Below are 12709 nucleotides of genomic sequence, written 5' to 3' on the forward strand. Positions count from 1 at the left end.
CGGTCATTTTTTTGCCCAATTTGCAATTTCATTTGCAACCGAATCTAAACTAAGAACTTTTTGCGCTGCGTCCAACTCGACTGCAGCGCGCGGCATACCCCAAACCACGCTCGATGCCTCATCTTGCGCCAAAGTATACGCATCACTCTCTTTTAGCTTTAGCAAACCAGCGGCACCATCAGCCCCCATGCCGGTAAGTAACGACGCACACACTTTTTTACCCAAATTTAATTTAGCAATTGATTTAAACAATACATCGACAGCTGGGCGATGACGATTAACAGGGGCTGACTGAACTACTTTACACATCAGTTTCGTACCTTTGCTAACCACCGCTAAGTGGTAATCGCCAGGTGCGATATAAACATGATTAGGCTTAATTTCCTCATCATCTTCCGCCTCTTTAACCGTTAACGCGACTGAACGATCCATACGCTCTGCAAACGAGGCTGAAAAAACAGGTGGAATATGCTGAGTAATAACAATCGGTGGGAAATTGTCAGGCAAGCCGGTTAACACTTCTTTAATTGCCTCAGTGCCACCGGTTGATGCACCAATTGCCACCAGCTTAGTATTATCAAACGTGCCCGTAGCCACACTCGCCACAGGGGGAGTTACGGGTTTTATCGCTCGTACACGAGCTTTTGCTGCCGCTCTTATTTTTTCGTGTAAGGTTTGCGCGTAACCATGCAGTTTGTCACCAACTTGCTGTGTTGGTTTAGCAACAAAGTCAACGGCCCCTAACTCTAAGCATTCAAGCGTAATCGGTGCGCCTTGCTGAGTTAAGGTCGAAATCATCACAACTGGCATTGGCCTTAGTCGCATCAAGTTTTTTAAAAAACTCACGCCGTCCATTTTTGGCATTTCTACATCGAGCGTTAGCACATCTGGATTAAGTTTTTTAATTAGATCCCTTGCTTGATATGGATCATTTGCCGTACCAATTACTTCAATATCCTGTGCTTGCTGTAAGACCTCAGTCAGTACCGCTCGAATCAATGGTGAGTCATCAACTACTAAAACCCTGATCATCTTAATTCCTAAAATAGCTCGATATCAGTATGCGTATCTTGCTCTTCAATTTCGTGAAGATATTTAAATTCACGTTGTTGAATTGTGTCGTTATGCATACTTCGAAGTTTTTTTACGTGTGCTTTGCCTGTAGTGGGATTAAACAGCACTTTTCGCGGCCAAGGCCCACCAACATCATGGGACTCAACTTGCAGTCCTTCATTTTTTAAAAATTGCGACACAAATATAATATTACCTTCGCCAATGTCGCCCATTCCGCGAATTATCTTACCACCACCAAAAATTTTAATTTTAAAGTTATCGCGATTGCCACCATTTTTAATAATTTCATTAATCAAAAACTCCATCGCCCAGTTACCATAGCGACAGCTTAAACTATCAATGCTCGCATTATTATTTGCTGGAAGCATAAAGTGGTTCATGCCACCTATCCCCATTTTGTAGTCATAAACACATGCTGATATACACGAACCCAGCACCGTAGAAATTAATTCATTTTGTTTAGTAACATACACTTCGCCGGGTAAAATTTTCGCGACAACGGCGTCACGGCCCCTATCCCAATAACGTTTTATGTTTTCAAAGCCATTTAGGCACTGCTTAAAATTCTCGTTCAAAGTACCTTCCTGTACATGGTTTTACCAAGCGCTACAAATTCCGTTTGTGTCTTATTCATACTTTCTGAATGGCCTAAAAATAAATGACCTTGTGAACATAGCTGAGCAGCATAGCGTTGAAATAACAGTTCTTTTGTTGGCTGATCAAAGTAGATGACCACATTACGACAAAAAATCACATCAAATTCACCTTTCATAGGCCACTCTTGTAATAAGTTAAGTCGCTTAAAGTAAATTTTATCCCTCAATTCAGGCCTCACTTTAAACAGGCCACTTTGCTTATTGCGCAGAAAAAAGCGTTTTTTTAAGCCATTATCTAAACCCGTAATTGAGTTTTCTGCGTATTCACCTGCGCTTGCTTTCGCCAGTACATTTGAATCTAAGTCCGTTGCTAATATCTTTACATCCCAATTAGACGGAAACTTATCAGCCAAAGTCATCGCTATTGTATAAGGCTCTTCACCTGTCGAGCAGCCAGCAGACCATATTCTTACTCGCCTTGAGCTTTTATTGCGTTCAAGAATTTGAGGAATAAGCGTTTCACGCAAAAAATCGAAATGATACGGTTCACGAAAAAATGAAGTTAAATTGGTGGTGATTGCATTAATAAAATGACTAAACTCGTCACGTTTATGCTGATCAAGGTAAGTAATATACTGTGCAAAACTTGCCAAATTTAATGCACGAATACGGCGCGCCAAACGAGAATAAACCATTTCGCGTTTATGGCTACCAAGCACAATACCACAGGCTTCATAAACCATTTTCGCGATCAACTCAAACTCTTGATCTGTTAGCAGAAATTCCTTCGCCACAATGACTCCTAGAGTAAGCTAGGCAGAAACCTCTGCCTAGCTTTAACGAACAGTTAAAACTCTTCCCACTCTTCGCTGCTATCGGCGAAATCATCGCCCGATGGAACCGAGGTTATTTGCAGGCGCTCACTACGCGGAGCAACTTTTGGAGCGCTTTTTGCTGCTGGTCGCTGTGTAATCATCGGAGACTCAATGCTATGATTGCCGCTAGTATTAAAGAAACTTAATAACTGACGCATACCATTTGCTTGTTCCGCCATGGATTCACTCGCCGCAGAGGCTTGCTCTACAAGCGCGGCATTTTGCTGAGTCATTTCATCCATTTGCGTAATGGCTTTATTAACCTGTTCAATACCCGAGCTTTGCTCTTCAGATGCTACCGTTATGTCAGCAATCATTTCTGTTACTCGTTGCACAGAAGCAACTATCTCTTGCAGCGTACTACCTGATTCATTCACCAGTAGCGTTCCGTCTTCAACTTTGCTCACACTGTCTCGGATTAACTCTTTTATTTCTTTAGCTGCGGCAGCAGAACGTTGTGCTAAATTTCGCACTTCACCGGCAACAACCGCAAAGCCTCGTCCTTGCTCACCTGCTCTTGCAGCTTCTACCGCTGCATTCAGTGCAAGTAAATTAGTTTGGAATGCAATCTCGTCAATAACACCTATGATGTCTGCAATTTTCTTGCTGGCTTGATTGATTTCGGCCATGCTTTCTACCGCACGCTCAACCACTTCACCGCCTTGTTTAGCCTTTACTTGGGTGTCGTTGGCAAGTTCATTCGCAACTTTTGCATTATCTGCATTTTGGCGAACTGTGCTGGTCATCTCTTCCATGCTTGAAGCAGTTTCTTCTAATGACGACGCTTGCTCTTCGGTACGTTGACTTAAATCAGTATTACCTTGAGAAATTTCTTCCGCGCCACTGGCAACAAGATTAGAAGACACACTAACTTTCTCTATCACTTCGGTTAGCTTTTCTGCCGTAGTGTTTGCATCGCGTTTTAACTTATCAAATGAGCCTAAGTAATCGCTCTGAATACGCTTGGTTAAGTCACCATGCGCCATTGCATCAAGCATTTCTGCCGCTTCAGTGATTACCTCATCGGATATTTCAACTAACCTATTGAGTCCTTGCGCGAGATTTAAGAAGAAGCCTTGTTTACCAGATTGATCGATGCGTGTATCTAGTTCACCTTGCGATGCAGCTGTTACAAGCTCGTCAATTTCTTTCTCAATTGCCACCTCAGCAGTTCTATCTAGCCACTCTACAACCGTGCCCAAACGCTCCTGATTATCAGAGAAGATAGGATTTGCAGTAAGCGCAAACGTGCGACCGCCGACCAAAATTTCAGTACTATACGTTGATGTCAATCGCTCTATCATTTGTTGCTGATGCGCCGGGTTTTTATGAAATACATCCATATTTGACCCCATTAATGACGACGCATTGAAGTTAGGTAAATCGCGCTTAATATCAGATTCGGCATTACGCATCATATTTAACACGGCACTATTCATATACACAATTTCATTGCTTGCATCTGCAATCATGGTGTTGGTATTAACCGTATCGAGAGCTTGGCGAACTCGTGAATTTTCAGCAGCAATTGCCTCCGCTTCTCTTTGCGCAGCTAATTCATCGGTCAAATCTTGCCACTCGACAATGGTACCAATGCGCTCACCTTCGGTATTCAGCCAAGGTGTAGCAATTAGCGAAAAGGTTAATTCAGCAACCGTGATTCTGGTGCGATACACATCTTTAAGCGCAGCTAGCATTTTTTGTTGATGGCTTGGGTCTTTATGGAAAACATCTACACACTGCCCAATTAAGTTGTTAGCATCAAAATTTGGCAACACTTGGCGAATAGCAGCTTCGCGCCTTTTAAGCATTTTTAAATTTTCATCGTTAATGAAAACTATCTTTAAGTCATTGTCTGCAATCATTACATTGGCTTGACACACTTTAAGTGCATTTGCACGGTTGGCGGCCAAACGCGCTTCAAATTCGGCTTCTTTTTGCTCAGTGATGTCACTCGCATATTTCACAACTTTAAAAGGCTTACCATTTGGATCAAAAATAGGATTGTAAGACGCCCTAATCCATACATTTTTTCCACCGTTGCCTATTCGTTTATATTCGCCAGTACAAAATTCTCCACGATTCAATTTTTGCCAAAAATCTTTATAGTCCTGACTCGAAGCGTATTCTGGCTCTGCAAACATACTATGATGTTTGCCAACAATCTCATCTAATCGATAACCCATAACACTACAAAAGTTATCGTTTGCTGTGATGATTGTGCCATCAAGGTTAAATTCAATAACCGCTTGCGATTTACTAATCGCAGCTAGCTGCCCAGCGGCATCAGCTGATGCTATTTTCTGCTCGGTGATATCAGTAGCATATTTAACAACCTTACTAACAACACCATGTTCGTTGACAACAGGGTTGTATGACGCTTGAATCCAAATTTCTTTGCCTTCGGCGTTAATACGATTAAATTCACCAGAGATAAACTCGCCACGTGCTAGTCGAGCCCAAAACTGGCTATACTCAGCATTATTGGCATGTGCAGGTGGTACAAACATGCGATGATGTTGTCCTTGGATTTGCTCTAAGCGATATCCCAACGCATTTAAAAAGTTGGTGTTAGCCGTAATTACAGTACCATCAGGTTTAAACTCAATGACAGCTTGAGATCGACTTAAGGCTTCTAAAATTAAATCACTCTCGGATTTCCCAGATGCTGCGTCCGGTGCTTTGCTAAACCACCACATATCAATCTCCACCCTTTTTTATTTGATTGCATTTCATCATCGGCTTTTACACTCACTTACCACTCACCCTGTAGATGAGTTTTTGTTTTTATTAATCCGGCTCTTTGGCAAGACTCAACACCCGTTTTAAATCTAACAACACAACCATTTTTTCACCGACATTGACCAGACCATGAACAAACTCTGTATTTTCAGTATTAGTTACATCAGGTACATCGCGCGCATCAGACTCTGAAATGCTGTAAACATCTGATACTGCATCAACCACTAATCCCATAATTTTATCGCCACTTTCTAGGTCAACTTTGACCACAATTACTACAGTGACTGAGCTATACGGCGCCTGCGGCAAGCCAAATCGCGCACGCAAATCAATAATTGGTACTATTGTGCCGCGCAGATTAATGGCACCTTTTACATAACTTGGCGAATTGGGAATTTGAGTTATTTCCTCCCAACCACGGATTTCTTGCACTGTGAGAATATCCACACCATATTCTTCATCTGCCATCATAAAAGTCAGAAACTGGCAGATATTCTCTTCTTGATTCTCTTCGCTCGACTCGAGAAGATCATTTGCTATCGCTTCCATCAAGCTTCCTCACTTTCTATCGGCTCAATTGCAAGCTCAGAAGTACCTGCTTTTTTCAGGCCCGCTAATTTGATTAGCCCCGTAATATCAATAATTAGCGATACTCTTCCGTCACCTAAAATAGTCGCCCCAGAAACGCCTTCTACTTTCTGATAATTGGCCTCTAGGCTTTTAATGACGACTTGTTGCTGTGCCAATAAATCATCAACTAATAACCCGACTTTTTGGTTGTCACTTTCAACAATAACCAGTAAGCCTTTATCGAGATCTTCAATTGCACCACTGTGATTGAAGATTTTATGTAATCGTAAAATAGGAATGTATTCATCGCGTAAGCGTAAAACGTTTAAACCGCCACCCACGCAATTCACCATTTTCAAATCAATTTGTAATGATTCCACAATAGAAATAAGCGGAATGATGTAAGTATGCTGTGCCACTGTCACTAACTGACCATCTAAAATAGCCAAAGTAAGCGGTAGGCGAATTGTAAAAGTGGAACCGATACCTTGTTCTGAAGTAACCTCAATTGAGCCATTAAGCGATTGGATATTGCGTCTTACTACGTCCATACCTACGCCACGGCCAGAGATATCACTCACTTCATCTGCAGTTGAAAAACCGGGCATAAAAATTAGCTCATTAATTTCATCATCCGATAAGTCGTCTGAGTCGCTAATTAGGCCGTTTTGAATCGCTTTTTGTTTGATCTTTTGTGTATTTAAGCCAGCACCATCATCCATAATTTCAATAACTATGTTGCCGCCTTGATGAAATGCATTAAGTGTTACGGTACCAACTCTTGGCTTACCTGCCTCTTCCCGCTGTTCTGGCGTTTCTAGGCCATGATCCAGTGAATTTCGCACCAAGTGCACCATAGGATCTGAAATTTTTTCCATTACTGTTTTATCAAGCTCAGTTTGCTCACCAAGGAGTTTTAGTTCAACTTCTTTTCCTAGCTTTTGCGATGTGTCTCGCACTAAACGCGGAAAGCGACTAAATACAAAACTGATTGGCAGCATGCGAATTCGCATCACACTTTCTTGCAAATCGCGTGTGTTATGAGCAAGTTGTGCAAGTCCTTCTTGCAAGGCCATTAATTTGTTTTCAGTAATTTCTCCTTCGCCAAGCTGTGTAAGCATCGCTTGAGTGATTACCAGCTCGCCAACCATGTTAATTAGTGAATCGACTTTATCAATGCTGACCCGAATTGACGTACTTTCGGTGGAACCACTTTTCGCAGCAGCTTTTGCTGCTGGCGCAGGTTTGTCACTTTTACTTTCAGCTGTTGGCGTTGATGCCTCTTCAGTAGCTTGCTCACTAACACCTTCTGGTTCAGATTCTATGGGGTCGTCACCAAACAATCCGCCACACAAAGTGATAGTGATTTCGGCATCATCTTCAACCCACTCAAATACTTCCTTTATTGCCTCTTCGCCTTTATCGGTCTCAAGATAAAAGCACCAAGTTAAAAAACATTCGTCAGCCGCAAGGTTATGAATATCAGGTACATCATCTAAATTTGCAGTCACGTCGAGCTGACCTAGTTCTGCCAACTCTTCAATCAAATAGATGGGCTCATTACCCGTTTTAAATAAATGATGTTGCGGCTTAAAAATCACCTCGTAGGTATCAAGTGCACCGTGCTCCACAGGTGGATTATCGCTGCTACTATTTGTAGCTACCGGTGTACTAGCTGGCTGTGACTCACCCGCTAAAATTGCCTCAAACTTTTCTTTTAACTGAGTTGCAGTCGTTAGGTCTGTTTCTTGATTATTTTGTAAATCACCTAACATTTCGCGCAAACAATCAACCGACTGCAAAAGCAGATTCACATGTTCGGCGGCTAACTCTCTGCTGCCTTCTCGGATTTGGTCTAAAAGGGTCTCTAAAACGTGGGTAAAATCGGAAACATGTGTGAAACCAAAGGTCCCACTTCCACCTTTAATAGAATGCGCGGCACGGAAAATAGTATTAATCGTCTCGTTATCTACATCACCAGGTGTGAGGTTGAGTAACTCCGATTCCATGACATCCAAACCTTCAAGGCTCTCTTCAAAGAAAACCTCAAAGAATTGGCTTAAGTCTATGCTCATGCCACCTCCTGATTTATCGGATGACTTTCTTAATTACTGCTAATAACTGATCTGGATTAAATGGTTTTACGATCCATCCAGTGGCGCCAGCGGCTTTACCTTCGGTTTTTTTATCCAGTCCCGATTCGGTAGTAAGCATTAGCATAGGCGTAAACTTGTAGGCAGGTAGCGCTCTTAATTCTCGAATAAGTGTAATGCCGTCCATAATCGGCATATTCACATCAGAAATGACCGCATCAAAGCTGTTGCCTTTAGCGATTTCTAACGCTTCGCTTCCGTCTTTCGCTTCTGTTACATCGAAACCAGCTTTTTTAAGCGTAAAACCAACCATTTGTCTCATTGATGCAGAATCATCAACCGCCAAAATCTTTTTCATACAGACCCCAAATTATTGTTCTGATAAGGCAAGAAAATCTTGCACTCCCAATGTTTTTGCTGCAGCAAATAACGCATCACTTTTGCCATGCCACGTAATTTGATGCTGAGTTTCCGCTAGATTTTTTTGCAACGAACAGAGTAATTGAATTGAAGCGGTATCAGCACGAGTAACCGAGGAAATATCCAGATCAATGCTCGATTGTTTCGATAATAAATCTAAGAGAGATTCTTTAAGCTCAGAGACTGAGTTTATGACAAGCTCAGCAGGTAACTGATACATAATTTTCTTTCCTTGTTCGCTTAAAATTAAGCGTAGACCCAGAATGAAAATTTGCCAAAATAATATCGATTTAATTAAAGCTAATTAATGCGTTAGCAGATCATAAATCGATACTAATTGCTGTAGTAACCAATAATTGAGGTCAGTTCTTGTGTCATTTCACTCTGATTAATTAACGGTACTTTGCCTTTGGCAAATTCAGGTTTAAAAATGGCTCTAACCGCGCCATTTGGGTCGACTAACGTGACTGATGCACTGTGGTCAACTGTGTAATTTTCCGACTCACCATCATCATGAATCGCGTACACTAAACCTAGGTTTCGAACAAATGGAAATAAATGCTTATGCTCTGCAGAAACAGCAGTAAAATCGGGGTTAAAGTAATCAATGTACAGCTTGCGTTTTTCTGCGTTATCACGCTTAGGATCAACCGATACAAACCATACATTTATGGCAAAGTTAGGCGATAACTCTTTTGTTATCTGAGTTAATTTTGCCAACGTCATTGGGCAAATATCTGGGCAACTTGTATAACCTAAAAATAATAGCGTCCAGTTACCCTTTAAGTTTTGATTAGTAACCTGTTGGCCATTTTGGTCTTGCAACACAAATGGCTTAACAATCTTAGCCTCTTGATAGAGTAATGCGTTTGTTTGCGGAGGTGATTTTGGGCCGCAACCCAAAACCATAAAGATTAAAGATGTAACAATTAATAGCTTAAATTGGCTCATTTAAATCAACCACTTATCAATAAATAGTGCGATAAATAGTATCATAAGTTGCCAAATGGAATAGATAAATAGCTTTATCGCAGACTTTTCTTTGGCAGCAAATTTTAGCTCCCAAGCACGATACATAAACACGCCATTAAGTAACACACTTACCGCTAAATAAAAGTTTCCTGACATACCAATTAAAAACGGTAAAACACAAACCAATGTCAATAAAACGCTATATAACAACACCATTGTTTTGGTGAATTCAATACCATGCGTTACAGGCAACATGGGGACTTTTGCGTTTTCATAATCTTTTTTACGATCAATGGCTAACGCCCAAAAGTGCGGTGGTGTCCAAGTGAAAATTATCATCACTAATAACCAAGGTTCTGCTGACATTGAGCCAGTTTCAGACACCCAGCCCAACAATGGCGGCATCGCGCCAGCAAAGCCCCCGATCACAATATTTTGTGGCGTGCGTCTTTTTAATACCAGCGTATAAACAAACGCATAACCGACTAAAGCAACTAAGGTAAGCCAAGCGGTCAGCCAATTTGCGTAAGCAACTAACATGCAAAACCCAATAACCAACAGCGTCATTGAAAAGACAAACGCCTGACGATTTGTCACACTGCCAGTTGCGACTGGGCGCGAGTCGGTGCGCTTCATTTTTTTATCTATATCGCTATCAACAATATGGTTAATCACCGCAGCACTACTGGCTAATAATGCGATACCTACTATGGTTAACATCTGCTCTAGCAAGCTTCGCCCAACGTGGGGTGCCAAACCTTGTCCAACCACAGCGGTAAGCGCTAGCAACATCACAACTTTGTGTTTACAAAGCACTAAGTATTCATGAACTTTAGCGCTTAGTGAGCGCTGAAATTGTAAAACATAACTGGTCATAGTTTACTCCCTAGCACTTGCTTTTAATGAGATATGCAAGCCGAACGCAACTTAAAAGTAGCAATAATGCTGTCATATTATGAATAAGCGCAATATTGAGCGGAATATGCATCAAAATTAAGCTAACTCCCAGCGCAACCTGACAAAACAACACCACCCAAATATGGTAAATAGCTCGTTTTATTATTGTTGAATAACAGTCTTTTAGAATTTTAAAACCAGCCCAAAGCACGACAAACGTGGTAACCATTGCCCAAATGCGATGGAGAAAGTGAATCGACATACGCGCTTCAGCCGACAACACTCCAAACTCATAACTGGCGTGATCATTCGGTAATTGGAAAATACTCGTAAATGAAAAACGCTCAAATGTATTGGCGCCGCACAAAGGAAAATCTGCACAATGTGAGGCCGCGTAATTTGCCGCTAACCATCCACCTAATGCAATCTGCGAAATAACAAAGCCCAAAGCGATTATTGCCAAGCTATAATGAGGTTTAGCGCCCGAATCACCACCAGGGATACGCTCTGTGGTAAGCCTGATATAGAGCAAGAACAACAAGCTCATAATCGTAAAGCCTCCAAGCAAATGCCCCATAACGATAAGCGGCTGTAAGTTCATAGTGACTGTTAACATGCCTAACGCAGCTTGAAATACAACTAGCCCCAGAATTAACAACGGTAACTTCACAGGTGCTAATCGATGTTGCCGTTGCTTAAATGCCATTATCGCAATAAGCAAAATAATTATGCCTAATGTGCCAGCAAAATAGCGATGGATCATTTCTTTCCACGCTTTTCCTTGATCGACTTCGTGTGTTGGAAAGTGTTCTTCGACTTTTTCCAGCTCATGCGCCTCATTAGGCACAGTTAAAAAACCATAGCATCCAGGCCAATCAGGGCAGCCTAAGCCAGAGTCACTAAGTCGCGTATACGCACCTAACCCCACCACAATAAATGCAAAAACACAGCCAAACAGTACAATTTTATGATAGTGATTCATTCGCACCTCCTAAGCCCTACTGCGGCTATAATTGAGCAACTTTTTGAGGTCTTTAATAAGTCCGCGTTTCATATTATTGTCTGACTGAAGCTGATAATTAACGGGATACTCAAGCACTATTAAACCGTGATGATCGACTAAATAAATTGCATCTGATTCAATAGCAAGTGTTTGATTTTCAAGTTGTGTAACAGCATTTTCATGTGCAGTTAAATTGGTCAGCTGCAATGCCTGCTGGCTGCTAGAAAGGGAAAATGCCCCCACATATAAATTATGTTTACCAAGCACATCAAACACATTTTTAATTAGTTGCTTTCGAGTTTCACAATGTTGCGCACAAACCTCTTCCGACAAAGTAACGAGCGACCATTTAAGTTGAGATTCCGCCGGCCACTTTTCAATTTTCTGTTCATTTTCAACGAAATGCCCGAAATTAGTTTGTGCGGGCTCAAGCCAATCAAACTTTAACGCCAAAAAAGCAGTTAACGCTGGTGCTAAAAAACAAATAATAAAAAGTCCAAGAGTCTTATTCATGTGCACTTCCTTTTCGATATATAACCGCACCAATCACAATCGCAGCGAGAGCGAGTAAAATCCACTGCAAGGCGTACGCTTTGTGTTTATCTGGCGACATATTAATAACTTGGTAATGAAATTCGCCCAGCGCACTGTCCGGCTGTGCATAAAGAATATATGGCGCGAATGGCTGCTGGAGCGCACTTGCTGCAAACTCTGGCGTAATGTATTGCAACCGTTGTCCTTGGCGTAATTCAAGATCATTTGATACCAAGTTGAAGCTGGTAAAGTTACCAACCTTTAATAATGCGGTGAGTTTTAGTTGCTGCGGCAAGCTTACTTCTGGTAATTGCTCTCGATTTAACGAGCCCGCAAACCAACCAAGATTTACCAGCCACCAGCGTGAAGAGTTTTTTGGTTTCACGGCAACGATCAAGTCGTAACCAAAACTGCCATCAACCACTTGATTATCAAGCCACCAAAACTGCGAAGAGACTTCGCCGGATAGCGATACTTTAAGTCCCGTTGCAAGCCAATCGCTTGGTAAACTAGCGAGCTGATACCAAGGAATAACCCCTTGTTGGCTAAGCTGTTCTAGTTTTTTAATAATCGTTATTTTTTGCTGTGATCTTTGATACTGCCACACAGCTAAACTCGTGCATATTAATGCGACAGTTGTTGTACACACTAGCAGAGTGATGCTTTTTGCACTATTCTGGATTAACCGCATATAGCAAACTCCCTAAACTTATGTTGATAAAATTAATTATCGTATTCTTATTGTTTTACATCGTTTTTAGTTTGTTTAAAGCACTGTTTTGTATGCTTAAAAGCGACGCTGCTGCAAACTCTATGTCCCATTATTTAGGGCGCCGAGTGTTATTTTCTGCAATTGTTCTGATGATTATTTTGCTGGCAATGCTGTTTGGCATCATCACACCAAACAGCAATCCTTATACTGTTGGTTAGTGG

General features: G+C 41.5%; 14 protein-coding genes. 1 reads left to right on the plus strand and 13 read right to left on the minus strand.

The window, feature by feature from the left end:
- Window positions 1–3: 3 nt before the first annotated feature.
- From PSPO_RS13490 to PSPO_RS13550, 13 genes are all read right to left on the minus strand, one after another.
- A complete protein-coding gene (locus PSPO_RS13490) occupies window positions 4–1032 on the minus strand; it encodes a protein-glutamate methylesterase/protein-glutamine glutaminase (protein ID WP_010561511.1) in 1029 nt (342 codons plus the stop codon).
- 8 nt (window positions 1033–1040) lie between these two features.
- The gene (gene cheD / locus PSPO_RS13495) at window positions 1041–1649 is read right to left on the minus strand and encodes a chemoreceptor glutamine deamidase CheD (RefSeq protein WP_010561510.1); all 609 of its coding nucleotides are present in this window, start codon (window positions 1647–1649) and stop codon (window positions 1041–1043) included.
- Window positions 1646–2464 (minus strand): CheR family methyltransferase, encoded by an 819-nt coding sequence (locus PSPO_RS13500; protein ID WP_010561509.1) that lies wholly within the window; start codon window positions 2462–2464, stop codon window positions 1646–1648. Before PSPO_RS13500 ends, cheD begins: the two co-directional genes overlap by 4 nt.
- Window positions 2465–2517: 53 nt before the next feature.
- Window positions 2518–5244: a methyl-accepting chemotaxis protein gene (locus PSPO_RS13505; protein ID WP_010561508.1), complete on the minus strand. Its 2727-nt coding sequence runs from the start codon at window positions 5242–5244 to the stop codon at window positions 2518–2520.
- A 91-nt stretch (window positions 5245–5335) separates the two neighbouring features.
- Window positions 5336–5836 (minus strand): chemotaxis protein CheW, encoded by a 501-nt coding sequence (locus PSPO_RS13510; RefSeq protein WP_010561507.1) that lies wholly within the window; start codon window positions 5834–5836, stop codon window positions 5336–5338.
- The gene (locus PSPO_RS13515; protein ID WP_010561506.1) at window positions 5836–7932 is read right to left on the minus strand and encodes a chemotaxis protein CheA; all 2097 of its coding nucleotides are present in this window, start codon (window positions 7930–7932) and stop codon (window positions 5836–5838) included. Before PSPO_RS13515 ends, PSPO_RS13510 begins: the two co-directional genes overlap by 1 nt.
- Window positions 7933–7945: 13 nt before the next feature.
- Complete coding sequence (locus PSPO_RS13520; RefSeq protein WP_010561505.1) at window positions 7946–8308, minus strand: response regulator; 363 nt, start codon at window positions 8306–8308, stop codon at window positions 7946–7948.
- Between the two features lie 12 nt (window positions 8309–8320).
- Window positions 8321–8590 (minus strand): STAS domain-containing protein, encoded by a 270-nt coding sequence (locus PSPO_RS13525; RefSeq protein WP_010561504.1) that lies wholly within the window; start codon window positions 8588–8590, stop codon window positions 8321–8323.
- 113 nt (window positions 8591–8703) lie between these two features.
- A complete protein-coding gene (locus PSPO_RS13530; RefSeq protein ID WP_010561503.1) occupies window positions 8704–9321 on the minus strand; it encodes an SCO family protein in 618 nt (205 codons plus the stop codon).
- Window positions 9322–10218 (minus strand): heme o synthase, encoded by an 897-nt coding sequence (cyoE, locus tag PSPO_RS13535; RefSeq protein ID WP_010561502.1) that lies wholly within the window; start codon window positions 10216–10218, stop codon window positions 9322–9324.
- 10 nt (window positions 10219–10228) lie between these two features.
- Window positions 10229–11221, minus strand: a complete 993-nt coding sequence (locus PSPO_RS13540) for a COX15/CtaA family protein (protein WP_010561501.1) — start codon at window positions 11219–11221, stop codon at window positions 10229–10231.
- A gap of 9 nt (window positions 11222–11230) precedes the next feature.
- The gene (locus PSPO_RS13545) at window positions 11231–11755 is read right to left on the minus strand and encodes a hypothetical protein (RefSeq protein ID WP_010561500.1); all 525 of its coding nucleotides are present in this window, start codon (window positions 11753–11755) and stop codon (window positions 11231–11233) included.
- Window positions 11748–12467 carry an SURF1 family protein gene (locus PSPO_RS13550; RefSeq protein WP_010561499.1) on the minus strand — a complete coding sequence of 240 codons (720 nt, stop codon included), beginning with the start codon at window positions 12465–12467 and terminating at the stop codon, window positions 11748–11750. Before PSPO_RS13550 ends, PSPO_RS13545 begins: the two co-directional genes overlap by 8 nt.
- 20 nt (window positions 12468–12487) lie before the next feature.
- Here PSPO_RS13550 and PSPO_RS13555 point away from each other — a divergent pair, with 20 nt between their 5' ends.
- Window positions 12488–12706, plus strand: coding sequence for a DUF2909 domain-containing protein (locus PSPO_RS13555; protein WP_010561498.1), 219 nt, complete (start codon window positions 12488–12490; stop codon window positions 12704–12706).
- Window positions 12707–12709: the final 3 nt, after the last annotated feature.

It is taken from the genome of Pseudoalteromonas spongiae UST010723-006 (assembly GCF_000238255.3).
In the GTDB taxonomy this organism is placed as follows: domain Bacteria; phylum Pseudomonadota; class Gammaproteobacteria; order Enterobacterales; family Alteromonadaceae; genus Pseudoalteromonas; species Pseudoalteromonas spongiae.

Coding starts and splice junctions, on each gene's coding strand:
- PSPO_RS13490 (WP_010561511.1), bottom strand. CDS start 1,032: ATGATCAGGGTTTTAGTAGTTGATGACTCACCATTGATTCGAGCGGTA.
- PSPO_RS13505 (WP_010561508.1), bottom strand. CDS start 5,244: ATGTGGTGGTTTAGCAAAGCACCGGACGCAGCATCTGGGAAATCCGAG.
- PSPO_RS13510 (WP_010561507.1), bottom strand. CDS start 5,836: ATGGAAGCGATAGCAAATGATCTTCTCGAGTCGAGCGAAGAGAATCAA.
- PSPO_RS13515 (WP_010561506.1), bottom strand. CDS start 7,932: ATGAGCATAGACTTAAGCCAATTCTTTGAGGTTTTCTTTGAAGAGAGC.
- PSPO_RS13520 (WP_010561505.1), bottom strand. CDS start 8,308: ATGAAAAAGATTTTGGCGGTTGATGATTCTGCATCAATGAGACAAATG.
- PSPO_RS13525 (WP_010561504.1), bottom strand. CDS start 8,590: ATGTATCAGTTACCTGCTGAGCTTGTCATAAACTCAGTCTCTGAGCTT.
- PSPO_RS13530 (WP_010561503.1), bottom strand. CDS start 9,321: ATGAGCCAATTTAAGCTATTAATTGTTACATCTTTAATCTTTATGGTT.
- cyoE (WP_010561502.1), bottom strand. CDS start 10,218: ATGACCAGTTATGTTTTACAATTTCAGCGCTCACTAAGCGCTAAAGTT.
- PSPO_RS13540 (WP_010561501.1), bottom strand. CDS start 11,221: ATGAATCACTATCATAAAATTGTACTGTTTGGCTGTGTTTTTGCATTT.
- PSPO_RS13545 (WP_010561500.1), bottom strand. CDS start 11,755: ATGAATAAGACTCTTGGACTTTTTATTATTTGTTTTTTAGCACCAGCG.
- PSPO_RS13550 (WP_010561499.1), bottom strand. CDS start 12,467: ATGCGGTTAATCCAGAATAGTGCAAAAAGCATCACTCTGCTAGTGTGT.
- PSPO_RS13555 (WP_010561498.1), top strand. CDS start 12,488: ATGTTGATAAAATTAATTATCGTATTCTTATTGTTTTACATCGTTTTT.